Source organism: Mycolicibacterium tusciae, from assembly GCF_002086795.1.
In the GTDB taxonomy this organism is placed as follows: domain Bacteria; phylum Actinomycetota; class Actinomycetes; order Mycobacteriales; family Mycobacteriaceae; genus Mycobacterium; species Mycobacterium tusciae.
This window is the reverse complement of the sequence record NZ_MVIM01000002.1, coordinates 312,155-336,536: the sequence shown is the minus strand read 5'-3', so window position 1 is coordinate 336,536 and position 24,382 is coordinate 312,155. Positions and strand designations below refer to the sequence as shown.

At 67.2% G+C, this 24,382-nt stretch carries 21 protein-coding genes; 12 read left to right on the top strand and 9 right to left on the bottom strand.

Going from position 1 to position 24,382, the window contains the following annotated elements; translation table 11 throughout:
* Positions 1-35 precede the first annotated feature (35 nt).
* Positions 36-713 (top strand): GAP family protein, encoded by a 678-nt coding sequence (locus tag BST47_RS04720; protein ID WP_083124051.1) that lies wholly within the window; start codon positions 36-38, stop codon positions 711-713.
* A gap of 3 nt (positions 714-716) precedes the next feature.
* Here the strand turns inward: BST47_RS04720 and BST47_RS04715 are convergent, their stop codons facing one another.
* Positions 717-1,349 carry a TetR/AcrR family transcriptional regulator gene (locus tag BST47_RS04715; protein ID WP_207568528.1) on the bottom strand — a complete coding sequence of 211 codons (633 nt, stop codon included), beginning with the start codon at positions 1,347-1,349 and terminating at the stop codon, positions 717-719.
* A 98-nt stretch (positions 1,350-1,447) separates the two neighbouring features.
* Between BST47_RS04715 and BST47_RS04710 the strand changes: the two genes are divergently transcribed.
* The 3 genes from BST47_RS04710 (at position 1,448) to BST47_RS04700 (ending at position 4,624) form a co-directional block, all read left to right on the top strand.
* Positions 1,448-2,461 (top strand): hypothetical protein, encoded by a 1,014-nt coding sequence (locus tag BST47_RS04710; protein ID WP_083124049.1) that lies wholly within the window; start codon positions 1,448-1,450, stop codon positions 2,459-2,461.
* Positions 2,442-3,605: an FAD-binding oxidoreductase gene (locus tag BST47_RS04705; RefSeq protein ID WP_083124048.1), complete on the top strand. Its 1,164-nt coding sequence runs from the start codon at positions 2,442-2,444 to the stop codon at positions 3,603-3,605. Before BST47_RS04710 ends, BST47_RS04705 begins: the two co-directional genes overlap by 20 nt.
* Before the next feature lie 116 nt (positions 3,606-3,721).
* On the top strand, positions 3,722-4,624 hold the full coding sequence (locus BST47_RS04700) for an aldose 1-epimerase (protein ID WP_083124047.1): 903 nt from the start codon (positions 3,722-3,724) through the stop codon (positions 4,622-4,624).
* A gap of 6 nt (positions 4,625-4,630) precedes the next feature.
* On the opposite strand, the gene BST47_RS04695 is transcribed toward BST47_RS04700, so the two are convergent.
* The 4 genes from BST47_RS04695 to dnaK are packed head-to-tail and all read right to left on the bottom strand — an operon-like array spanning position 4,631 to position 8,695.
* Complete coding sequence (locus BST47_RS04695) at positions 4,631-5,014, bottom strand: heat shock protein transcriptional repressor HspR (RefSeq protein WP_207568527.1); 384 nt, start codon at positions 5,012-5,014, stop codon at positions 4,631-4,633.
* The gene (gene dnaJ, locus BST47_RS04690) at positions 5,014-6,195 is read right to left on the bottom strand and encodes a molecular chaperone DnaJ (RefSeq protein ID WP_083124045.1); all 1,182 of its coding nucleotides are present in this window, start codon (positions 6,193-6,195) and stop codon (positions 5,014-5,016) included. The genes BST47_RS04695 and dnaJ overlap by 1 nt, the downstream gene beginning before the upstream one ends.
* Before the next feature lie 23 nt (positions 6,196-6,218).
* Positions 6,219-6,833: a nucleotide exchange factor GrpE gene (gene grpE, locus BST47_RS04685; protein ID WP_083124044.1), complete on the bottom strand. Its 615-nt coding sequence runs from the start codon at positions 6,831-6,833 to the stop codon at positions 6,219-6,221.
* On the bottom strand, positions 6,830-8,695 hold the full coding sequence (dnaK, locus tag BST47_RS04680; RefSeq protein WP_083124043.1) for a molecular chaperone DnaK: 1,866 nt from the start codon (positions 8,693-8,695) through the stop codon (positions 6,830-6,832). The genes grpE and dnaK overlap by 4 nt, the downstream gene beginning before the upstream one ends.
* 290 nt (positions 8,696-8,985) lie before the next feature.
* On the opposite strand from dnaK, the gene BST47_RS04675 reads away from it, so the two are divergent.
* The 6 genes from BST47_RS04675 (at position 8,986) to BST47_RS04650 (ending at position 14,614) form a co-directional block, all read left to right on the top strand.
* The gene (locus BST47_RS04675; protein ID WP_234809569.1) at positions 8,986-11,331 is read left to right on the top strand and encodes a heavy metal translocating P-type ATPase; all 2,346 of its coding nucleotides are present in this window, start codon (positions 8,986-8,988) and stop codon (positions 11,329-11,331) included.
* 192 nt (positions 11,332-11,523) lie between these two features.
* A complete protein-coding gene (locus BST47_RS04670) occupies positions 11,524-12,144 on the top strand; it encodes a TIGR03085 family metal-binding protein (protein ID WP_083124041.1) in 621 nt (206 codons plus the stop codon).
* On the top strand, positions 12,141-12,689 hold the full coding sequence (locus tag BST47_RS04665) for a hypothetical protein (protein ID WP_083124040.1): 549 nt from the start codon (positions 12,141-12,143) through the stop codon (positions 12,687-12,689). Before BST47_RS04670 ends, BST47_RS04665 begins: the two co-directional genes overlap by 4 nt.
* Positions 12,690-12,696: 7 nt before the next feature.
* Complete coding sequence (locus tag BST47_RS04660) at positions 12,697-13,653, top strand: LLM class F420-dependent oxidoreductase (protein ID WP_083124039.1); 957 nt, start codon at positions 12,697-12,699, stop codon at positions 13,651-13,653.
* A 39-nt stretch (positions 13,654-13,692) separates the two neighbouring features.
* Positions 13,693-14,130: a hypothetical protein gene (locus tag BST47_RS04655; protein WP_083124038.1), complete on the top strand. Its 438-nt coding sequence runs from the start codon at positions 13,693-13,695 to the stop codon at positions 14,128-14,130.
* Between the two features lie 19 nt (positions 14,131-14,149).
* Entirely contained in the window at positions 14,150-14,614 is a 465-nt protein-coding gene (locus BST47_RS04650; RefSeq protein ID WP_083124037.1) for a hypothetical protein, read from the top strand.
* Here BST47_RS04650 and BST47_RS04645 read toward each other — a convergent pair.
* From BST47_RS04645 to BST47_RS04630, 4 genes are all read right to left on the bottom strand, one after another.
* Positions 14,611-16,104 carry a dynamin family protein gene (locus BST47_RS04645; protein ID WP_083124036.1) on the bottom strand — a complete coding sequence of 498 codons (1,494 nt, stop codon included), beginning with the start codon at positions 16,102-16,104 and terminating at the stop codon, positions 14,611-14,613. The two genes, BST47_RS04650 and BST47_RS04645, sit on opposite strands and share 4 nt — an antisense overlap.
* Positions 16,105-16,126: 22 nt before the next feature.
* Positions 16,127-17,968, bottom strand: a complete 1,842-nt coding sequence (locus BST47_RS04640; RefSeq protein WP_083124035.1) for a dynamin family protein — start codon at positions 17,966-17,968, stop codon at positions 16,127-16,129.
* Positions 17,969-18,069: 101 nt separating this feature from the next.
* Positions 18,070-19,029 (bottom strand): IniB N-terminal domain-containing protein, encoded by a 960-nt coding sequence (locus BST47_RS04635; protein WP_083124278.1) that lies wholly within the window; start codon positions 19,027-19,029, stop codon positions 18,070-18,072.
* A 246-nt stretch (positions 19,030-19,275) separates the two neighbouring features.
* Positions 19,276-19,809, bottom strand: a complete 534-nt coding sequence (locus tag BST47_RS04630; protein ID WP_083124034.1) for an Rv0340 family IniB-related protein — start codon at positions 19,807-19,809, stop codon at positions 19,276-19,278.
* Positions 19,810-20,040: 231 nt separating this feature from the next.
* Between BST47_RS04630 and BST47_RS04625 the strand changes: the two genes are divergently transcribed.
* Together BST47_RS04625 and iniR are read left to right on the top strand one after the other, a co-directional pair.
* Positions 20,041-21,840 (top strand): Hsp70 family protein, encoded by a 1,800-nt coding sequence (locus BST47_RS04625; RefSeq protein ID WP_083124277.1) that lies wholly within the window; start codon positions 20,041-20,043, stop codon positions 21,838-21,840.
* Positions 21,841-21,843: 3 nt separating this feature from the next.
* Positions 21,844-24,381 carry an isoniazid response ATPase/transcriptional regulator IniR gene (gene iniR / locus BST47_RS04620; RefSeq protein ID WP_083124033.1) on the top strand — a complete coding sequence of 846 codons (2,538 nt, stop codon included), beginning with the start codon at positions 21,844-21,846 and terminating at the stop codon, positions 24,379-24,381.
* Position 24,382: the final 1 nt, after the last annotated feature.

The following is a 24,382-nucleotide window of genomic DNA, read 5'->3' as shown; positions in this document are numbered from 1 at the left end:
GTTGCGTATCGAATGATGCGACGGAAGGGGGAGCATTGTCGGGCAGTTGGGGATCGGTGCTGATCGAGCTCATCCCGCTCGCGCTGGTCGTGGCACTCTCGCCGTTGTCGGTCATCCCGGCGGTGCTGGTGCTGCACACGCCCCGGCCACGGCCGACGAGCCTGGCATTCCTGGTCGGCTGGCTGATCGGCCTGGCGGCGTTGACGAGCGTCTTCCTCGCGGTATCGGGCCTCATCGGCGGACTCGGTGGCAAGCCGCCCGGCTGGGCGTCCTGGTTACGCATCGTGGTGGGTGCAGCGCTGATCGTGTTCGGCATCTACCGATGGCTCAACCGCAAAAAGTCGGAACACACCCCGAAGTGGATGCAGAGCCTGTCGAAACTCACACCCGCTCGCGCCGGTGCCACGGGGTTCGTGCTCACCATCCTCAACCCTAAGGTGCTGTTCATCTGTGCCGCAGCGGGTTTGGCGATCGGCACTGCCGGACTCGGGTCGTCACAGATCTGGCTCGCCGAGCTGTGGTACGTCCTGGTCGCCGCTTCGACTGTGGCGCTGCCGATCCTGGCCTACGCCGTGTCCGGGGACCGGCTCGACGCCCCGCTGGTGAGGCTCAAAGACTGGATGGAGGCCCAGCATGCCGTCCTCGTCGCGATAATCCTGGTCGTAATCGGTCTCATGGTGCTGTACAAGGGAATTCACGCCCTGGCCCTTTGAGGTTCAGGGTAGCCCGAGCTCCCTGGCGTCCGCTGTCAGATAGCGTGTCACCGTGGGTGCGAGCAGCCCCACCAACTCATCGCCCGACAACGTCGCGAGCGGCGCCACCTTCATGACGTAGCGCAGCACCGCCGCCCCGACGAGCTGGCTCGCGGCGAGCGTTGCCCGCAGGCGGGCCTGTTCATCCCCACCCAGCACGCCGGACACCGCTGTCAGAACGTAGTTCTGCATGAAGCTGCGGAAGGCCTCATGCGCGTCGGGGTTCGAGGTGGCCGACTGCAGCATCACCACCATGGTCGGACCCGACTCGGGGGCCTCCCAGATGCGCAGGTAGGTCCGCACCATCCGGGTGCCGATATCTGGTTCGTCGTCCGCAGTTCCCCTGAGAGCGGCGACCAATAGGTCGGGGTCGAGGAGCAGTCGCAGCGCCTCTCTGAACAGGTCGGCCTTCGAGCCGAACAGGTACAGCACCATCGACGGATCCACCTTGGCGTCGTCCGCGATCGACCGCAGCGTGGTCTTCTCGTAACCCTCTGCCGCGAACCGCGCCTTGGCCGCAGCCAGAACGGCCTCCCGCGACACCGGATCTCCCTGGCGTCGCCCCCGCCGCTTCGTCGTTTTCGCTGGTGAAGGCATCTATCGACACTATCATTTCACTGACTGTTGAAATGATGCCCGGCGCGCGATACGCTCGCCGGGAAATAATTCAACGACGAATGAAAAGAGGTCGGCTGATGGTGACGGAAACCGCGCCCCGGCACACTCGCGCGATACCCGCGCCCGAACCCCCCGCGGCGATCCGGGCAACCGGCATCGTCGCGGTGCTCACTGTCGCGCTCGCCCTCCTCGCGATCGCGTTCGCGCTGCCCGCCGCGCGCACCGCGCCGCGCGACGTGCCCATCGGCGTGGCCGGCCCGCAGGCGGCGAGCGGACAAGTCGCCGCAACCCTGGAGGAGCAGGCACCGGGTGCCTTCGCCATCACCTACTACCCCGGCGAGGCCGCACTTCGCGAAGCGATCCGCCAGCGCGATGTCTACGGCGGCATCTCATTCGGCCCCGACGGGCAAAGCATGTTGATCGCGACTGGCGGAAGTCCGATGATCGCGCAGATGCTGACCCAGATCGGCAACGGCATCGCCCAGCACGCTGGGGTGCCGATCGCCACCGAGGACCTGGCACCGCCGACCGCGGATGATCCGCGCGGCGTCGGGCTCGCCGCCTCCGCGCTGCCGATCACACTGGCCGGACTGCTACCGGCGATCGCATTGATGTTCGCGCTCAAGCATGAGGTGTGGACCCGGTTCATCGCGACGGTGGTGTTCGCCGGGGCGGCAGGCGTGTCGGTGGCCGCACTGCTGAAGTACGTGTTTGGTTCGATCGACGCGAACTTCTGGGGTGTGGCCGGTGGTTTGACGCTGGGAGTGCTGGCCATGGCCTTGTTCGTCCTCGGGCTCGGATCACTGTTCGGTCGGGCCGGGCTGATCGGCGGGGCGGTGGTGGCGATGCTGCTGGGCAATCCGCTATCGGGCCTCAACAGCGCACCGGAGATGCTGCCCAGCGGCTGGGGTCAACTGGGGCAATGGCTGCCGCAGGGTGCGAACGCCACATTGCTGCGGTCGACGGCGTTCTTCGGCGGAGCCGGCGGAACGCTGCCGGTCGTGGTGCTGATCTGCTGGTCGCTGCTCGGTCTGGCACTGATCGTCGCGGCGGCGCTTACTATCGAACGACGTGGGACTCGACGATCGTGACGCGCTGCGCATACTGCGCGACACCGTCGACCCCGCGTTCGGCTCCGACGAACTGATCCGTCGCTTCTACACCCGCTGGTTCGCCATCGACATGTCGGTCCGCGACCTGTTCCCCCCGGACATGACGGCTCAGCGAAAAGCCTTTGCCAAGGCGTTGACCTGGCTGTTCGGCGAACTCGTCGACCAGCGGGCCCAGGAGCCGGTGGCCTTTCTGGCGCAGCTGGGCCGTGACCATCGCAAATATGGTGTGACACAACGGCATTACGACAGCCTGCAGGACGCGCTGCTGACGACGCTTCGCACCCAGCTGATCGAAGAGTGGGACGACAGGCTCGCCGAGGCCACCCACGACGCGGTCGCACTGCTCGTCGGGGTGATGCGAGGGGCCGCGGACGCCGAGAAGGGTCCGCCCTTCTGCGACGGAACGGTGATCGAACTGATCCGCGCCACCCGGGACGTCTCGGTGATCCGGTTGCAACTGGACCGTCCGCTCTATTACCACCCCGGCCAGTACGTCACCGTCCAGGTCCCGCAGTGGCCGCGGCGGTGGCGCTACCTGAGTCCGTCCATCCCCGCCGACCGCGGCGGGGGCATCGAGTTCCACGTCCGTTCCGTGCCCGGCGGCATGGTGAGCCCGGCGATCGTCGCCGAGACGAGGCCGGGCGACCGGTGGCGGGTGTCGAACCCGCACGGCGGAATGCACATCGACCGCGACGGCGGCGACGTGTTGATGGTCGCGGGCGGCACCGGTCTGGCGCCGCTGCGGACGCTGATCATGGATCTCACCCGCAAGGCCGTCAACCCGCGTGTGCATCTGTTCTTCGGCGCCCGCTATCCGTGCGAGCTCTACGACCTGCAGACACTGTGGCAGGTCGCCTCGCACAACCCCTGGCTGTCCGTGACGCCGGTATCGGAGTACAACACCGATCCGCCGTGGGCGGCCGACTTCCCCGACGTGCAGCCACCGCGCGGCCTGCACGTCCGCCAGACCGGGACGCTGCCGGCGGTCGTCACGCGGTACGGCAGTTGGGGCGACCGGCAGATCCTGATCTGTGGAAGCCCAGAGATGGTCGAGGCCACCAAGGCCGCGTTACTCGCCAAAGGCGCTCCAGCCGAACGTATCCAGCACGATCCACTCGCGTGAGACGGGTACCCGTTGCCGCATGTGAAACCACTGCGACATTTGGCTCCGATTTTCGCAGTGACTTCACACTCGTCGCGACTGATTAGAGAGGTGGCATGCGTGGGAGGATCTCATCCATGGCCGACCTCGAGCCCGTCACGCTTCGCGATCCATCCTCATCGATGACAGCCACCTTCGTGCCGACCGCGGGCATGATCGGGACGTCGCTCGCCGACGGCGATGACGAGTTCCTCGGCCAGCGCCGCGGACTGGACGCCTACGTGACCGCAGGTAAGACGATGGGCATCCCGATCCTGTATCCGTGGGCGAATCGGTTGAGCGCCAGCGACTATCAGAGCAACGGTGCCGTCGTCTCCCTGACTCCCGGTCAGGGCGGCGTCCGCGCCGACGAACACGGTCTGCCCATCCACGGCGTACTCGCCGCCTATCCGGGCTGGCAGGTCACCGCGCAGTCGGAGAACACGCTGACCGCAACCGTCGATTTCGGGGCGATGCCGGAGTTGCTCGCGGCGTTCCCCTTTCCTCACGTGCTCACGCAACGCGTCGCGTTGGCCGGCCGCAGGCTCACGATCGAGACCACCGTGACGCCGACGGCGTCGGCCGCGGTCCCACTGTGCTTCGGGTACCACCCGTACTTCACGATTCCCGGGGTGCCGCGCGACGAATGGCAGCTCACGACACCGACAATGCGGCATCTGCCGGTGGACGGGCGCGGCATTCCGACCGGAGCGCACGACGATTGGGAGGGCGGCACCAGGTCCTTGCAGTCCGTGACGTACGACGACGGCTTCGACGAGGTACCCGAGGGTGCGGTGTTCTCACTGGCCGGTGGCGACCGTCGTGTCGACGTCGTGTTCGAGACCGGTTACCCGGCGGCACAATTGTTCGCCCCCGGTACGGACGGTTTCATCGCCATCGAGCCGATGGCCGCACCGACCGACGCGCTGCGCCGCGGCGACTACCGCAGTGCGATGCCCGAAAAGCCTTCCACGGCTCGCTTTTCGATCACGGTGACCTAGCGTTTGTTATTCGGCCGTACGTCGCCGCCGAGCGGCTCCGGGCTGCCAGACCACCAGGGCCGTGCTCTTGGACCTGGGTTGGGAACGCAGCTGCTCGATCTCGCGCGCCATCTCCTGCAGGCGGCTCTGCAGCGCCTCGACCTGATTGGTCAACTCGATGATCCGCTTGATACCCGCGAGGTTGACGCCCTCGTCCTGCGACAGCCGCTGCACCTCACGGAGCAGATCGACGTCGTGCTGCGAGTAGCGCCTACCACCACCGGACGTCCGCTGCGGGCTGACCAGCCCGAGCCGGTCGTACGTGCGCAGTGTCTGCGCGTGCATACCGGCCAACTCCGCAGCGACCGAAATCAGAAAGGTCCGCGCTTCGTCATTGGCTCGCTTGGGCATCATGCACCGGCCCAGTTCGCTCTCGGGTCGAAACCGCTGGCCCGTTCGGCTTTCGCGTAGGCCTCCAACGCTTCGGCGGCCTCACCCTCGACGTCCGGCGGCACCGCCACCTTGACGGTGACGAGCAGATCGCCATGTCCGCCGGATCGTTTTGGCACGCCTCGGCCACGGACCCGCAGGATCCGGCCGTCGGAGGTACCCTTCGGCACCCTCACGCCGACCTTGCCTTCCAGCGTAGGCACCGAAAGCGTTGTCCCGAGGGCCAACTCGTGGAAGCTGACCGGCACGCTCACCGTGAGGTCGTCGCCGTTGCGGCCGAAGACCTTGTCCGGCTTGACGTGCACGGTCACATACAGGTCGCCTGACGGTGCGCCACGCAGCCCGGCTTCACCCTGGCCTGCCAGCCTGATGCGCTGGCCGTCCTCGACACCCGGCGGGATCCGCACGTTGATCGTGCGTGTCCTCGTGGTCACGCCGGTGCCCTTACATTCGTCGCACGGGTGCTCGATGATCGAACCGCTGCCGCGGCATTCAGTGCACGGCTCGGAGAACCCGAACGCGCCCTGGTTGCGGTTGATGACACCGGATCCATTGCAGTTGGGGCACACCTTCGGGCTGGTGCCCGGCCGTGCGCCACTGCCGTGGCAGTTCGTGCACGGTGCGGGGCTGGTGAGCCGCAACGGCATCATCACGCCCTTGGTGGCCTCCAGAAAGGACAACTCGGTCTCTGTCTCGAGGTCGTTGCCGCGCCGTGGCCGACTGGCCCTCGGCTGTTGCGCTCCACGCCCGAACAATCCGCCGAACAGATCGCCGATGTTGGCTCCGCCGGTCTGGCCGGCCGCATCGAACAGATCGTTCAGATTGAACTCGCCGCCGTCGGAACTGAAACCGCCGAAATTCCCGCCACCTCCGCCGCCGAAACGACCACGACCGAACCCGCCGTTCGCGAAAAGCCTTCGCGTTTCGTCGTATTCCTTGCGCTTGGCCGGATCCGAGAGCACTTCCTTGGCCTCCGACACGGCTTTGTACCGGTCTTCGGCCGCCTGGTTTCCTGGGTTGCGGTCGGGATGGTTCTCCGCGAGCAGCTTTCGGGCCGCCCGCTTGATCTCCTGCTCGCTGGCATCGGAGGCGACGCCGAGCTCCTTGTAGAAGTCCTTTTCGACCCATTCACGCTGGGCCATACCGCGTCACCTCCTTACGGTGTCTAGTTGTCGTCTGATTGTGGGGCCTCTGGCGAGACGGGGTTGGGGTTATCGGCATCGGGCACGGTGTCGACGACGCCCACCAGGGCGTGTCGCACGACCAAGTCGCCGACCTTGTATCCACGACGCATGACGGTTCCCACCACGGGGTGGGTACCGTCGCCCTCGTGCTGCACGGCCTCGTGCAGGGCGGGGTCGAAATCGTCGCCTTCGTCACCGAAACCCGATAGGCCAAGTCCCTCAAGGGCGGTCGCGAGTTTGTCGGCGACCGACTTCAGCGGACCGGACTCCAGGTCCCCGTGGCTGCGAGCGCGGTCGAGATCGTCGAGTACGGGCAGCAGTTGGGTGATCACTGACGCCTTGGCCCGGTCTGCGGTGAGCTGCTGGTCGCGGAGGGCGCGCTTGCGATAGTTGGCGAAGTCGGCCTGCACCCGTTGCAGATCACTGAGCAGTTCGGCGGCTTTACCGGCCTCCTCGGGGCTCTCGCCCTCGAACTCCCCCGGCGCCGGCCCACTGGGGGCCGGGCCGGCGGATTGTTCACGGATTTCGCCGGTGTCAGGATCGATGCGCCGCTTGTCGGTGACTGTCACCGGCTCGTGCGAATCGTTCTGGCTCACTTGCGCTCCTGGTCATCCTCATCGACGACCTCGGCGTCCACGACGTTGTCGTCGGCCGGTCCGGCCGCCGACTCACCGCCGCCGGGACCCGCGGCCTGCTCGGCCTGGGTGGCCTCGTAGAGCGCCTGACCCAGTCCCTGGGCCTCGACACCGAGCTTTTCCATCGCCGCCTTGATGGCTGCGATGTCGCTGCCCTCGAGCGTCGACTTGGCTTCGGCGACCGCGGAATCGACCTTGTCCAGCGTCTCCGCAGGGATCTTCGATCCGCCTTCGGCTTCGCGCTGTTCCTTGACGATCTTCTCCGTCTGGTAGACCAGCGACTCCGCCTGGTTGCGGACGTCGGCCTCCTCGCGACGCTTACGGTCCTCCTCGGCGTGCGCCTCGGCGTCCTTGATCATCTGGTCGATCTCGTCCTTGGAAAGGCCGGAGCCCTCCTGGATTCGGATCGTGTTCTCCTTGCCGGTGCCCTTGTCCTTGGCGGTCACGTGCACGATGCCGTTGGCGTCGATGTCGAACGTGACCTCGATCTGGGGCACACCGCGCGGGGCCGGCGGGATGCCGGTCAGCTCGAAGCTGCCGAGCAGCTTGTTGTGCGCGGCGATCTCGCGTTCGCCCTGGAAGACCTGGATCTGCACCGACGGCTGATTGTCGTCGGCCGTGGTGAAGGTCTCCGAGCGCTTGGTCGGGATGGTGGTGTTGCGCTCGATCAGCTTGGTCATCACGCCACCCTTGGTTTCGATACCGAGGGACAGCGGCGTGACGTCAAGCAGCAGAACGTCTTTCACCTCACCCTTGAGCACGCCGGCCTGCAGCGCGGCGCCAACGGCGACAACCTCGTCCGGGTTGACACCCTTGTTGGGCTCCTTGCCGCCGGTCATTTCCTTGACCAGCTCGGACACCGCGGGCATACGGGTGGAGCCGCCGACCAGAACCACGTGGTCGATGTCGGCCACCGAGATGCTGGCGTCGGCGATCACCGACTGGAACGGCTTGCGGGTGCGATCCAGCAGATCCTGTGTGATCCGCTGGAATTCGGCGCGGGTCAGCTGCTCGTCGAGGAACAGCGGGTTCTTGTCCGCGTCGACGGTGATGTAGGGCAGGTTGATCGACGTGCCCTGCGAACTCGAGAGCTCGATCTTGGCCTTTTCGGCCGCCTCACGCAGCCGCTGCATCGCCATCTTGTCCTTGGTCAGGTCGATGCCCGAGGTGCCCTTGAACTTGTCGACGAGCCATTCGACGATGCGGTCGTCCCAGTCGTCGCCGCCCAGGTGGTTGTCACCGGAGGTGGCGCGGACCTCGACCACACCCTCGCCGATCTCCAGCAGCGACACGTCGAACGTGCCACCACCGAGGTCGAAGACCAGGATGGTCTGTTCCTTCTCGCCCTTGTCCAGCCCGTAGGCCAGCGCCGCGGCGGTCGGCTCGTTGACGATGCGCAGCACGTTGAGACCGGCGATCTGGCCGGATTCCTTGGTGGCCTGGCGCTGGGCGTCGTTGAAGTACGCGGGCACGGTGATCACCGCATCGGTGATGTCCTCGCCCAGGTAAGCCTCGGCGTCGCGCTTGAGCTTCATCAGCACCCGAGCGCTGATCTCCTGGGGGGTGTACTTTTTGCCGTCGATCTCGACGTTCCAGTCGCTGCCCATTTCACGCTTGACCGAACGGATCGTCCGGTCGACGTTGGTCACCGCCTGGTTCTTGGCGGGCTGACCGACCAGCACCTCGCCGTTACGCGCGAACGCGACGACGGACGGCGTGGTGCGGGAACCCTCGGAGTTGGCGACGACGACGGGGTCGCCACCCTCCAGTACCGCGACGACCGAGTTCGTGGTCCCGAGGTCGATTCCGACCGCACGAGCCATGGTTGTTCCTCCTGAATTAGTCCAACTTTGGGGTCTGAGTGCACCGCACTCAAGACTGCTCGGGTCAACCCTATCCTGTCAACCCAGACTTGAGTCAAGCACGCTCAACTGTCGATGGGTCCAACGGGAGGATGTCCGAGTTTGTTCCCGCGTCTTTCGAGAGGCGTGGCGGGCGGCGACGGTGGCGACGGCTGATAGGGCCTTTTGCCCTGTCCGTCGAGGACTTTCACCGAGCGGAAAGTGGCCCACGCCGCTACCCCGTCGACGTCGACGCGAGGACAGTTCCCGGTGTGGAGCAGACACGTGTGGTTGACGCGCGCTGGCGATCGCTGCGCGAGCCCGTCCTGGTGGTGGTGACCGTCTGCGCGTTGGCCGTCGGCGGCATCCTCTGGCTGATCGGTCTGCGTGAGGCGGCCGACGTCTGCTGGATCGTCGGGACGGCGATCGCACTGGTACCTGCTGTGTGGTGGGTGATCTCGACGTTGCGTCACGGACGCCTCGGCGTCGACGTCATCGCGGTGCTGGCGCTGGTCGGCACTCTGCTCGTCGGCGAGTATCTGGCCGGCGCCCTGATCGCGGTGATGCTCGCCGGTGGGCGCGCTCTCGAAGCCGCCGCGGAGCGCCGGGCCACTCATGACCTGCGCGCGTTGCTCGAGCATGCGCCGCGATTCGCTCGCCGACGGTTCGGCTCGGAGGTCCGGGTCGTCCCCATCGCCGACGTCGTGGTCGACGACCTGTTGATCGTCGGCCCGGGCGAGACCGTGCCGGTCGACGGACGCGTCGCCGACGCGTTGGCCGTGTTGGACGAATCCGTACTGACCGGTGAGTCCGAGCAGGTGGAGCGGCGTGCCGGTGAGCCGGTCCGCAGCGGCGTGGTGAACGCCGGCGGTCCATTCGAGCTTCGTGCCACCGCCGTCGCCAAAGACAGCACCTACGCCGGCATCGTGCGGCTGGCGGAAGCCGCGGGTGCGGAGACTGCGCCGATCGTCCGGCTGGCCGACCGCTACGCGGCCTGGTTCCTGCCGTTGACGCTCGTCATCGCCGGTGGGGCCTGGCTCGCGACCGGATCAGCGGTGCGAGCGGTCGCCGTCTTGGTGGTGGCCACGCCCTGCCCGCTGCTACTCGCGGCACCGGTGGCGATCGTGTCCGGCCTGTCGCGTGCGTCACGCCACGGTGTGGTGATCCGCAGCGGCGGCGCGCTGGAGTCTCTGGGAAGTGCGACGACCTTGGTGATGGACAAGACCGGGACGCTGACGATGGGCCGCCCCATGGTTGTGGGTGTGCTCACCGCGCCGGGCCGAGACGCCGCAGAGATCCTTCAGTGGGCGGCGTCCGTGGACCAGATGTCGCCGCACGTGCTCGCCGAGGCGATCGTCACCGAAGCGCTGGCCCGTGGCCTGCAACCGTCACTGCCCACTGAAGTCGGCGAGCAGGCCGGCCGCGGTGTCACCGGCACCGTCGACGGTCACCACGTTGAAGTCGGGAAGCTGTCCGGCCAAGCCGGCGACGCAGATTGGGCACGGGCCGCGGTGAACCGGGCGAGCCTGGATTCGGCGGCGATCGCTTGGGTGTGCGTCGATGGCGAACTGGCAGGTGCCGTCTTGTTACGAGACCCGTTGCGTCGGAACGCCCCTCGCACGGTTCGCCGGCTGCGAGCGGCTGGCCTCAACCGCCTGGTGATGCTGACCGGCGACCGCGCCGAACCCGCCCGCGAAGTCGCCACGGTGCTGGGACTCGACGAGGTCTACGCCCAGCAGACCCCGCAAGACAAGGTGGCCGCGGTCCGAGAGGAGAAACAGCGGGCCGGCACCGTGATGGTGGGCGACGGCGTCAACGACGCGCCCGCGCTCGCGGCGGCCACGGTGGGCGTCGCGATGGGAGCGCGCGGCGCGACCGCGTCCTCGGAAGCCGCCGACATCGTGTTGACGACGGATCGCCTGGACCGCCTCGCCGATGCGATGGACATTGCCAGGTGGTCACGGCGAATCGCCGTGCAGAGCGCGGTGGTCGGCATGGCACTGTCGTTGGCGGCCATGGTGATCGCCGCCCTGGGCTGGTTACCTCCCGCCGCCGGCGCGCTGCTGCAGGAGGGCATCGATGTGGCCGTCATCCTCAACGCGCTTCGCGCCCTGCGCGGCAACCCCGACGTCGAGGTGGATCTGCCCGCCGAAACGGAGAACATGTTGCGGCGCTTCGCAACCGAGCACGACGAACTGCGCGACACCGTCGATCTACTTCGCGACGCGGCCGACCGCTTGGTCACCGGCGCTGACCGGGGCGCACTGGAGTCGGTGATCCGCGCGAACACCTTTCTCGAGGAGCGGATCCTGCCGCACGAGCAGGCCGAGGAGTCCGGGCTGTACCCGGCGCTGGCCCGTCCGCTCGGAAGCGGTGAAGCGACGGCCACCATGAGCAGGACGCACGCCGAAATCCGCCGCTTGTCCGACCGCATCGCGGCACACGTCGAACTCGCCCGAGCCAGCAACGGCATCCAACCCGACCAAGTCGATGACCTACTCGCGTGTCTGTACGGGCTGCACGCGGTGCTGCGATTGCACTTCCTACAAGAGGAGGAGAACTACTTCACCCTCGCCGACGACGCCGCGGCGACCGGCCTTGACCCCGGTGATGGCTGACGGAGGCACACCCCAGGGTCCTTCACCGCGCCCGCGAACCCCGGGGAGAGGCCAACCGGAGGGGCAGTGCGTACGTTGTGCAGGTTCAGGGCATCCTGCGCGGCAGCCTCGCTCTCAGCGACCCGGAGTAGCGGACCATCGAATCCTCGCGCCGGGCTGTAGTCAAACCTGGGTGTCGTCCTAGGGTTAGGCATGACTGCAGCCCGGCGCGAGCGCGCCGCCCTGGTGGCGACCATGAGCGAGATCGGGCCTGACGCGCCCACCCTGTGCGAGGGATGGACCACCCGCGATCTCGCGGCGCACCTCGTGGTCCGGGAGCGCAGACTCGACGCCGCGCCCGGTATCGCGATCCCGTTCCTCGCCGGCTACACCGACAAGGTTCAGCGCAAAACCGCATCGTCCACCGGCTGGGACGAGTTGGTGGACAAGGTCTCGTCGGGCCCGCCACTACTGTCTCCGTTCAAGCTTCTCGATTCGGTGGCCAACATGGATGAGATGTTCATCCATCACGAAGACGTCCGCAGGGCCCAACCCGGTTGGGAGCCAAGGTCTCTCGATGCCGAGACCATCGCGGCGCTCCGGCGCCCCGTCGGCATGATGGCCAGGCTGACCATGGGGAAAGTGCCCGCCCGGGTCACTCTGAAGACGGCCGAAGGCGAAACAGTCGCCGTCGTCGGCAGCGGTCCCGGCTTGACTGTCACCGGAGACATCGGCGAGCTCACGCTGTTCGTCGCCGGTCGCGATGAAGCCCGGCTCACCTTCTCCGATGCCCAAGCCGCTCAAGCCGTGCGCGCCGCACGACGAGGCCTGTGAAAGGCGGCGTCGCCGCCGGGCTTCTGCTGTCCGCGGCCGTGCTGGCCGGTTGCTCCACAACCGTCGAGGGCAATCCCGTCGCGTCCAGTGCCTCACCGACCGAACCGAGCTTTCCGACATCCAGGCCGACGCGAACGCCGTCGCCGAGCAGCACACCGCCGTCCACACCACCGTCCACGCCTCCGCCGACGGGGCTGCCCGGCGCGACGACACTGCCACCCGATGAGTCCGGTTACGTGTTCATCGAAACCAAATCCGGTCTGACGCGCTGCCAGATCTCCGAGGCCGAGGTCGGCTGCGAATCGCAGTTCACCAACTCCGTCGAAGTGAACGGCATGCCCGCCAACGGGGTGAACGTCACCGCCGACGGCAGCATGCGGTGGGTCGTCGGCAACCTCGGCGCCATCCCGGCCGTCACCCTGGATTACCAGACCTACCGTGCGCTCGGCTGGACGATCGCCGCGACCGCAGACGGCACCCGGTTCACCAACGACGCCACCGGTCATGGCATGTTCGTCAACACCTCGGGCGTCGAGGTCTTCTGAACCGCCTATGGTGGTGCGCGTGGATTCACCACTGGACTTCCGGGTCTTCGTCGAACCTCAACAGGGCGCCACCTACAGCGACCAACTGGCGGTCGCCCGCACGGCCGAAGCCGCCGGCTACTCGGCGTTCTTCCGCTCCGACCACTTCACCGCCATGAGCGGTGACGGCCTACCGGGACCCACGGATTCCTGGGTCACGTTGGGCGGCATCGCCCGCGAGACCACCTCGATACGGCTCGGCACCTTGGTCACCTCGGCCACCTTCCGCTATCCGGGCCCCCTGGCGATCGCTGTCGCGCAGGTCGACGAAATGAGCGGCGGCCGTGTGGAGTTAGGCATCGGCGCAGGCTGGTTCGAAGCCGAGCACAAGGCCTACGCCATTCCGTTCCCTCCGCTGGGCGAACGCTTCGACCGGCTGACCGAACAGCTGAACATCATCACGGGCCTCTGGACGACCCCGAGCGGCGAGACGTTCGATTACGCCGGCGCCCACTACGCCGTCGCGGAATCTCCCGCCCTACCCAAGCCGGTCCAGTCGCCGCATCCACCGATCATCATCGGTGGTGCCGGCGCCAAGCGGACACCGGCGCTCGCCGCGCAGTTCGCCGCCGAGTTCAACATCCCGTTCGCCCCGCTCAAAACGGCTCAGACTCAATTCGAGCGGGTCGCCTCGGCGGTGGCCGACGCCGGACGCGCAGCCGAGTCGATGACGTACTCCGCGGCCTTCGTGATCTGCGCGGGTCGAAATGAGCAAGAGATCTCCCGGCGGGCCGCCGCGATCGGTCGCGCGGTCGACGAACTGCGCAGCAACTCTCCACTGGTGGGGACCCCCACCGAGATCGCCGACAAGCTCGGCGCCTACCTGAAGATCGGCATGCAGCGAATTTACCTGCAGGTTCTCGATATGTCAGATCTCGACCACGTGGACTTCTTCGCCGCAGAGGTAATCCCGCAGCTCCGCTGAACACGCGCTCACCTGCATGTCGCCACTACTATCAGCGCCGTGGCCCGCCGGGAGATCGACGACGACGAGGGGCAGCCCTGGCACAATCGCACCTCCACTCTCCTCGGGGCCAGCCTTCTCGCGATCCTGGTGATCGGCATATTGATCGTCGCGGCGACCGCCGTGGCCCGACAGTTCGGCGAAACCGAGGAAGCCCCTCTCGACTTCGTCACGCCGTCGTTCTCGGCAACGGCGTCACTGTCAACGGACACGACCACTACTCAGACGATTACCAGCACGAGTCCGCCGGAGACCACCGACATCGACGGCCCTTCGACATCTCCATCCTCATCGTCAGAGACGACGTCGAGCAGCGAGAGTTCGACCAGACGGCCTACGACCCGCAACGATGACGACGAGGACGAAGGCCCCACCACCCGAACGACACGGCGTACGCCACGCACCAACATCACGCGTACGTTCAATCCTTATCCCTGAGCGCCTACTATCGGTCCCCGTGGCGCGATACGGATCTCCTGACGACCAGAACCATCCGGACGACGACCCGACCGTTTACGCCGACTACGGCGGCGGTGGATATGACGAGCCGCCTGGCCCGCCGCCCGGTGACGAGGTCCCGTGGTTCCGTAAGCCGGGCGCGCTCGTCGGGTTCGGGGCTCTCGGCGCGGTGATCGTCGCGTTGATCGTGTTCGGCCTGGCCAAGCTCATCACCGGTGGTGACGCACCGTCCGAGCAGACGACGTTGACTCCGCTCACCACCACCTCTCGGTCGGTCACGCCGACGACCACGCCGGCGCCCGAGACCGTGACGGAGACGTACACGCCGACGACGACCACCGAGTCGCCGACGACCACCACGACACCGCCGACCACGACCACCACGACGCCGAGCGTCAGCACCAGCATCAGCATCAGCACGGAAACCAGCACGGTCACCGAAACGGTGACCCCGGCTCCCTAGCGGCCCCTGGCGGCGTACTCGGCGACCAGTGCCTCGGCGCTACGCACGGCGGCCCGGCAGGCGCGCGTCGTGAACGGATCGTTGAGCGGGTGTTCGGCGCGACGGCGCCAGCGCTGGGCGGCGGCGAACGCGGAGCGGGGCCCGTCGTAGGGGGCATCGGGTTGCAGGCCGAGTCTGCTGGCGGCGTCGGTGCCGGAACCGCCGATGATGCGCCGCAGCGACGCCATCTCGTCCTCATTCAATGTGGTTGGCCGCGAACGTAATTGACTGAGCAGTCGCAACTCTTCGAACGCGTGGGTGTCGGCCAGCAGCGGGTCGATGTCGGCGATGATGGCGCGGCTCGCGTAGATCGGGTTGTTCTCCACGAAGCGCCGCAGCGACAGCAGCGCGGTGTGCGCCTTGAGCAGATCCGACCGCTGCGCGAACTGCTGGTCGATCACGTCGCGCAGGGCGATCAGCCCGCTGCGCTCGAGCAGTTCGTCGGCCAGGGCCACCGAATCGGTGACGCCGGCACGCAGCACGGCGATCGAGATCCTGATCCCGAACATGCCGAACCGGTCGAGCAGCGCGGCCCGGGTGGCGGCGTCGACCGGCAACGAACTGTCCTCGCGCACGAATCGGTCCACCGACAGCATCGCCTTGGTCAGCTCTACTGCGTCGACCCCGGCCAGCTTCTCCAACGCGACGAACTCGCTCTGCCGCAGGGTTCGCGCGGTGAGCGCCAGCAGCCCCGACACCGGCACCACCGCCTGGCAGATACCGGTCTTGTCCATCTCGCTGGTGAACCGGGCCGCCACGTCCTTGGCGGACAACATCGCGTCGATCCGGCCGGCACCGATCTCGTCGGCGCGCGACGCGACACCGATGACTCCGAGCGCCCCCGCCGATCCCCCGACCAGCTCGCCGATCTGCATGAGCAGCGCGATGTCGGCGGCGTTGAGGGTGCGCAGCAGGAACACCACGGCGTCGATGCGTGGAACGCCGTCGTCGGGGACCAGCAGGCGCAACGTGCGCTGGGAGACGTCCTTGGACAGCGAAGACGTGCCGGGGGTGTCGATGATCGTGGTGTCGATCAGTTCGGATGCGGGCCACTCGACGTCCAGGTCGACCACGTCCTCGGGATCGAGGGTGGCGAAGTCGAAGGTGAGACCACCCTCGACGGCGTCGCGGCCGATCGGGACGTTTGAGCGCCGTCCACCCCGATGGTTGGCGGTGACCTTCGGTGTCGGACCGTGCCGGAACCAGGTGACGATGCGGGTGGCCTCGGTGGCGTCGGTGGGTGCAATGTCCTCGCCCACAAGCGCATTCACCAGGGTCGACTTGCCCGCCTTGAGCGTTCCCGCCAGTGCGATGCGGATGGGCTGGTTGAGCCGGCGGCCGATGCGGTCCAGTTCGTTGTGCACGTCGGGACGCTGCGCGTAGGCGGGATCGGAGCGGTAGGCCTGGATGGTTCCGCCCAGGATCGCGCGCACCTGGTCACTCGTGCTCATCGACAGACCAGCTTAAAGCCTGTCAGCTGGGCGCCGACTGAGCCTCCGACAGCAGCTTCTCCGCGTGGTCGGTCACCTGCTTGAGGATGTTGAGCTGGCGCTCGAGTTCCTTCACGCGCGTGTTGCGTTCGTTCTCCTCGAGTTTGGCCGCGGCGATCGTCGCCTGCAGCGATTCATTCAGCGATCGCGTCGTCTGGTTGGCGATACCACGGTAATGATCCCGCAGTTGGCGCTGGACACCCTTGAGCCGATCCCGCGACTCCTTGTTGACGACGAAAGAAACGTCGTCGATGAACCGGCGCGTGCTCAGCTTCGCCTCGTTGCGCACCCGCATCATGCGGTTGTCCATGTTCTCGCGGTACGCGCTGCGGCCCATCAGCAGACCGGCACCGAGGGACAGCGGATTGAACATGCCCAGACCTGCGAACGACGTCAACATGCCGAACATCAGGACACCGCCGTACGAGCCCTGCATACCGATCCCGACCTTGCGTGCCTTGCCGACCGGTTTGGCTTCGAGATTGGCCAGCGACTTGATCTCGCCGAGGCTGGCGCCCATCTCGCGCGCATCGATCTGCGGCATCTTGACGGCCTCCAGGCCGGCCTCGGTGAAGGTGCGGGCCACCTCTTCGGCCAACACCGTTGCACGCTGGTACGCCCAGACGAAGTTGTCTCCGACCGCGGTGGCTATCGCGTTCTCCAGCTCGGTCCCGATCTCGGCCCAGTGCTGCGTCGGGTCGCAGTTGTCGATCTCCTTCTCGATGTGCTGGCCGATGATCCGGAAGCGGCCGCGCAGATCGTGATCGATATCGGCTGTGAGATCGGCGATTCCGTCGTTGAGCACCTGCTGCCACAGCGCTGTCTGCTGCAGCGCCTCCTGTGCTTCCTCCTTGCGCCGCTCCAGATCCTCGGTGAGCCGGGCCCGCACATCCGCATCGTTGTGCGACGCCAGCTCGGTGCTGACCTTGAGCGTCAGATGTTCAGCAGCCGACCGTATCTCGGCAACCACCTGGTCCCGGATGTGATCCCGCTGCCGCGACAGCACCTGCTCGGTGAGGAACTTCACGATGGCCGGAAAGTTCGACTCCGCGTTGAGTTCCTTGTCGTTGAGCTGGATGGCGTGACTACGCAACAGCGACGACGCCGGAATCATCGGTATCGACAGGCCCGCCCGGTCGAGATGGGCCTTGTTCGCCTCGACGATCGCGCGCCAGTGGGGATACAGGTCGGTCTTGGTGGCAATGATCGTCGAGACCGGGCAGATACCGAAAGCCTGCCGCATGAAGGTCATTTCGGGTTCGGTGAACTCCTGGCTGGTGTCACTGCACATCAACACCGCGTCGGCGTCGGGCAACAACCCCAACGTCGCCGACAGGTGCGGCTGGCCGTGCCCACCGACGCCGGGCGTGTCCACGAACGCCAATCCGTTCTTCAACAGCGGGCCCGTCGCGGTGACCTCGACCCGCAACACCTCGCGGCCGCCGGCCTGCGGGGCGCGGCGCAGATCGGTCTTGATGTCGGCCATTTCGATCTCGATGGCTTCCGGCTCCGCACCGTCGGGGCGTGCGACGATCAGCCGGGCCGAGGTGTTCTCGGCGTAGGACACCACCGTCGGCAGCACGGTGCTCTCGTCGTCGCCGACCCGCGCGACCGGAGCGTTGAGTAGCGAGTTGAGCAGCAGGCTCTTGCCCTGTTTGAGCTGTCCGGCCACGACCACCCGGATCTGCGGATCGGTGATCCGCGCCTTGGCCCTGGCCAGGCGTTCGACCAAGTCGCCGCGCTCGTTGACGTCGGCGATCCTGCTGGTGTGGTCGATCAACTCGACGATGACCTTGGTATTGCGGGGGTCACTCGGTTGCGTCATGAAGTCCTTCTGGTGCCCGGAGACGGCTCAGCACTAACGGTAGATGCGCGAACTGGCGGGGATCGGCTTTCGATCCCCGCCAGTGGCGTTGGTGCTCGACGTCAGAACAGACCGGCGTCGACCGAGTTGTCCACATCGACGCTGGTGTCGATGCTGCTGTTGACCTGACCCGAGTTGTCCACCGAGCTGTCGACCGAGTTGTCCTGGCCGGAGTTGTCGACCGAGCTGTCGACCGAGTTGTCCTGACCTGAGTTGTCGACCGAGTCGTCGACCGTGGTCTGGTTTCCGCCGACAGTGGTCGTGTCGTTGTCGACGATCACGATGCCGCCGCCGGAGCCACCGGCCCCGCCGGACGCGCTGCCGCCGTCGTTGCCGATGCCGATCAGGCCACCGCCACCGTCGCCGCCGGCCGCGCCGCCGCCGCTGCCACCACTCATGTCGTTGTCGTTGATGACGGGTCCCTCGTTGTCGGAGATGATGTCGCCGCCGGCGGTCTGGTCGCCGCTGTCGTCGATGTCGTTGTCCTCACCGATGTTGACGTTGGAATCGTCGATGTCGCCGGTGCTGACGTTCTCGTTGTCGTCACCGACCACATTGCCGTCACCGTCGACATGGGTCGCGTCGATATCGCCCGCGGTGCCGGTGTTGACCACACCACCATTGGTGGCGGTGTTGCTGGTCTTGTCACCCAAGGTGATGTCACCGAATTCCAGGTCGAAGTTGCCGACGCCCTGCTGCGAGTCCTGACCCGTCGTGTTGGACATGTTGGTCTCGGGGCTCATGAAACTGGTGTCGTTGTTCGACAGCAGGTCGGTCTGGCGCTGCGGGGCGAAGGCGATGCCGTGGGTCTGGGCAACGGCCTGCTGCAGCCCGAATACGGGATCGCCGCCGCCGTGCAGGACTGCAGCGGGTGCGACCGTCGCGGCAACCGCCTGCACCTGAGCGGCGGTCACGTTGGACACGTTGGCCGCGGCCATCGAGCGGGCCGGGTCCGCGATGAATTCCTGGGCCCGGATCGGATCACGGAAGAGGTCCAGGAGCCAGTCGATTACGTTCGTCATTTCTGTCGTCCTTCGGTCGTGTTGTCGGAAGCTGGTCACCGGGCTGTCCGGCGAACTGATGACCACGTTAGGGACCAGCCGACTCCCCTGAAACGGGGTCGAAACCCCTGCCTGCGGCGAGGCACCTCGGGATGGGTCATCGACCCACGTTAGGGGATTAGGGGGTTGTTAGGGGGTCGTGATCGCAGCGGGCGGAAAACAAAACTGCGCGGCCGGTTGCGGCCGCGCAGTCGTGGTGGTGAGGGGTTAGAAGATGTCGTATCCCGACGGGTCGGAATCCATGTCGGCGACCTCGATCACGGTATCGCTGAGATGGCCGTCGGCCGGCAGGTCGAACACCGGCAGGTCGTCGATGATCGGCTGGTCGAATTGCAGTGACCCGTCGTCGGCGCCGACCACCCCGGGGATATTCGAGTCGTGCAGCGCATCCAGTCCGGAGTCCAGCACGTCATCCGAAGAATCGGCATACTCGGTGATGGTCGGGTGCATATCGTCGACCGCCTGAACAGGCACTTGGTCGTCGAACGCGTCGAACGCCGCCGTCGCGGCGCCGCTCGCCCACACGTTGTCGGCCATGTCGACGATGCCCTCGGCCCCCGTGCTGGGCACGGCCGCGCCCAGTGACTCCGTGACAACCGGAATCAGGTTGCTGACGTCGGCAGTGGTCACGTTGGTGAGGTTGGCGTCGAGAATGGCTTGGTCCGGGTTTTCTGCGTAGCGCGTGGCGGCGTCGGGATCTCGCACGAGGGACATCACGAAGTCGAGCAGCGAGTTGGCCATGAAACACCCTCCTTCCCAATACAGATATAGATGACAGACAGATGGCACCAGCCAAATGGCTTGTCACGATGCTATCCACCGCGGACGCCGCAGAGATCGGTGCGAAACCCACCTCTACACCTGGGGCATTAGGGGGCCCGACGTTAGGGGTTTTCGCGGCATAGGGGGATGTGCCGGGTTTCGGGCTGCAGAGCCGCTATCGTGATGGTCGGCCGAAATGCAGAGGAAAAGATGAGCGACTCTCTCGGGTTGTCCATTGGGATGACCAATTTGGTGGCGGCTCGCATGGGCCGTCCCCCGGTGATGCGACGTTCCGTGCTCACGGTGTTCGAGGACCGAGCAGCCGAAGTCGGCGTGCCGTCCGAATACTCAGGGGACCCTTCGGTCCAGCCGTCGGGGATGGTGCTGACGGGATTCGTGGAGCGCGTGGGCGATCCGGTGCCGTTGGTCGCGGCCGACGGTTCGGCCCACCGCGGTGAGCAGGTGCTCGTCGAAGCCCTCGACGCAATGGCACGAACCGTCGGCGGCGGCGCACCCATCGCGATCGCGGTGCCCGCACACTGGGGTGCCGCGACGGTCGGCGCATTGCGCGGCGCGTTGCGCGGCGCCCCGAGCCTGGCTCCCAACGGTGTCGCGCCGGCGCTGGTCCCGGATTCGGTCGCCGCACTTTCGGCGTTGCAGTCGGCGCCGGGTCTGCCGTCCAGCGGCGTCGTGGTGCTGTGCGATTTCGGCGGCAGCGGTACCAGCGTCACGCTGGCCGACGCGGGCGCCAACTACGACACCATCGGTCAGACGGTGCGGTACGCCGACTTCTCCGGCGATCAGATCGATCAGGCGCTGCTGAACCACGTCGTCGCCGGCATCGCGGAGGCGAGCGACGCCGATCCCGCGAACACGGCGGCCGTCGGATCGTTGGCCAAGTTGCGCAACGACTGCAGGCTGGCCAAGGAGCGGTTGTCCGCCGAGACCGCCGCGGCCGTCCACGCCGAACTACCGGGCTTCGCATCCGATGTCCGCGTGACGCGCACCGAGTTGGAACAACTCATCGCCGCGCCGCTGACCGGCTTCCTCAATACCGTTGAAGAAACATTGCAGCGCAACAACATTGCCGCTGCCGATGTCTCGGCCGTTGCGACCGTCGGCGGCGGTGCGAACATCCCGTTGGTGACTCAGCAGCTCTCGACGCGGCTGCGCGCGCCCGTCGTCACAACCCCGCAATCGCAGGTGAACGTGGCCGCAGGCGCTGCGGTGCTGGCCGAAGGTGCTGACGCGGCAACCGGAATGGCCACCGCTGCGGATGCTCCCACGGGGATGGCCCCGACCGCGGGCTGGGTCGCGGGGGCGGCCGGTGCGGGTGCAGCAGGCGCGGCCGCAGCGGGCATGGCCGGCGACGCGACGGATTCCTCGACGTTCCGTGCGCTCGCATGGTCGCAGGACGACATCCCTGCCGGCGACGGCGAGCCCGTGCCGTACACCGGCGACGACTACACCTTCGACCCAGCTGCCACCGGGTCGGCGGCCAGGCCGCCGATGGAGTTCAGTCACGAAGAAGAAGGCTTCACCCCCGAACCGGGACCGCTGCCCTGGTACAAGCGTCCGACGATCCTGTTCGGTGCCGCCGCCGCGGCCGTGCTCTTGGCCATCGGCGGTCTCGCGGTCACGTTGACCGGCACATCCAGCAACACCGGTCCGGTTACCGAGACGGCGACGACCTTCGAAACCGGCCCGTCGCCCGCGGGACCACCCACCTCGCAGACCATCACCGTCACGGGATCCGACGGCCAGCCGAGCACCACCGTTGTGCCGCCTCCCTCGACGACGACCACGACGACCACGACTCCGTCGACGACCTCGACAACGACCACGACGACGACAACGACGACCACCACCACGACGACCACACAGCCGACGACGACGCAGCCGACCACCACCCAACCGACAACTACCCAGCCTCCGACCACCACCGAAGATCCGATCATCACGACAACAGTGGTGGTTCCCGACGTGGTGGTTCCCGACGACGGCACGTGATCCATGCCCAAACCGGCGCCGGAGCACGTCACCGAGATCCCGCCGCCCGCGCGTGACACCATCGCGGCGCTGACGTCAGCGCCGGGCGAACCGGTGAAGCTCCTGGTAGCAGGCGGCATCGGCAGCGGTAAGACGTCGATCCTCGCCGCGGTGCGAAACACATTGCGTACGGCCGGGATTCCGTTACTCACCCGGCCGCCGCGCAGCGGTGACGATCCCGCAGCGGCCATCGTGATCGACGACGCGCATCTGCTCGACGATGTCGAACTCGAACAGCTCGTCGACCGCGTGGCCGATCCCGCTTCGACGGTCGTCGTCGCGACGGAACCCCTCGCGCACCGGCCCGCGCTGCGCGCCTTGGCCACCGCGATCGAACGCGAGAACCCCGTCGTGACGATAGGCGCATTGAGTCCACCTGACGTGACGCGTGCCGCGGCCGAAATCCTCGGCGCCACACCGACACCCGAGTTCATCCGTGCGCTCATGGTGTCCACGGCCGGGCTGCCGTTCCTGTTGGGGCCGGCGATCACCGCCGCCTCCTCCCGCGAGGGCGAGGCGCCGACGTCGGCAATCGCGCAGGCGGCGAGCTTCGCGCTGATCGAACGGTTACGCCGACTCGACGAGCCGGTGCTGGACACCCTGCTGGTGACCTCGCTGAGTCCCGGCCTGGGCCCAGACGACGTCGCGGCGACGCTGCGCATCGGAGCCCAGGACGCCCAACGACTTGTCGACCGTGCCCGCGCGACCGGATTGATCGAGCCGTCGCACAGTCACACCTTCCTGCGTTCCGCGCACCACTGCATCGCACAGATCATCGGTACCGCGCGCCACCACGACACCGAGATCGCATTGCTCGTCTCTCAGATCGAATCATCCACGCTGTCAGCCGATCTCGCGTTGCGGCTGGCCGAACACGGGCTTCGCGACGATCGGCTGGCGAGCGCACTGGCCAAGCTCGCGGCCGAAAGTCATGGCCAACCCGCAAGGGCGGCAAGACTTTATCGCGCGGCATCCGACGCAGGGGCGACGAAGCTCAACGCGAGATTGGCGGACGCGCTCGCCCTGACGGGCGACTGTGCCACCGCGGGCCGGATAGCCGACGAGCTGCTCGGGTCCGACGACGCGGCTGAACGCGCGGCCGCGGTCCGCATCGCGGCCAGCATCGCTGCGCACGATGGCAGCTCCGCGCAGGCCGCCGACATCTTCCGCTGGCTCGGACCCTATCCGGACGCGTTCGTCGGCTCGGCGGGCGCCATCGTGTCACTTGCGGTTGGGGATCTGCCCGCAGCGCGGATGGCGCTCAGCGCCGAGAGCGCGGGCCCGCCGACGTCGACCTCGCGCGCCGCCCGCAGCCTCGCCGAGGGGCTCCTGATGTCCCTCGATGCTCCTTACCCGTCGGCGGTCGCACGGCTGGGCCAGTCGATCACCGCCGATCAGTCGCCGACGGGCGTCGCCCCCGACACCCCCGCTGCGCTGGTGACGCTCGCCGCCCTGCACGGCGGCGACCCCGTACGGGCCCGCAGCGTGATCGGCCGTGCCGTGCGGACATCACTGGACGAAAGCCCCGAGAACACCACGTTCGCCGCACGCAGACACCGGCTGTTGTTGGGCTGGGTGCGGATGCTCGACGGCCAGTTACAGGCCGCGACGGCCGACGTCGCCGCCGTTGCCGCAGACGCTGATGCGCTGCACCGCCGCGACGCGCTGTGGGCGTCGGCGCTGCAGACGGCGATCGCGCGCCGTAGCGGCGACAGCGGCGCGGTACAGAAGCATTGGTATGCGGCGGCCGAAGTGCTCGCCGAGTACTCGATGGACCTGTTCTCCCTGCTGCCGTTGGGTGAGCTATGGGTGGCCGCGGCCCGGCTGCGTCAGATCGACCGGCTGCAGCACACCCTCGACGAGGCGTTCGCCCTGCTGGATTCGCTCGGCAACCCGCTGTTGTGGTCGGTGCCGTTGCGCTGGGCCGGTGTGCACGCGGGGATCCTCACCAATTCACCGGAGGCGGTGGCGCCGCACGGTCAGGCGTTGACCGCCGCCGCCGCACACAGCCCGTTCGCCAAGGCATTGGCCACCGCGGGCCGCACGTGGCTGCGGGTGCTCGCCAACCACGTGGACACCGACGACGTCGGCGCGGCGGCGCGCGGGCTGTCACAGTTCGGGCTCACCTGGGATGCCACCCGGTTGGCGGGGCAGGCCGCGTTGCACACGCCCGACGGCCGCGTCTCGGGTGCGATGCTGCAGCTGGCTCGCGACCTGAAACAGACCACCGCACTGGATGCGACGCAGAGCCTCGACACGTCGGCAGCCGTGGACAGCCACCCCGGTCCCACCCGCCCGGCCGCGACGAAACTGTCGGACCGCGAGCGCGAAGTCGCCGAACTCCTATTGCTCGGCATGCCGTACCGAGACATCGGCACCCAGCTGTTCATCTCAGCGAAGACCGTCGAGCATCACGTCGCGCGAATCCGGCGACGGCTGGGCGCCGAATCGCGTTCGGAGATGTTGTCGATGTTGCGTGCGATGGTCGCACCGCAGGGCTGAG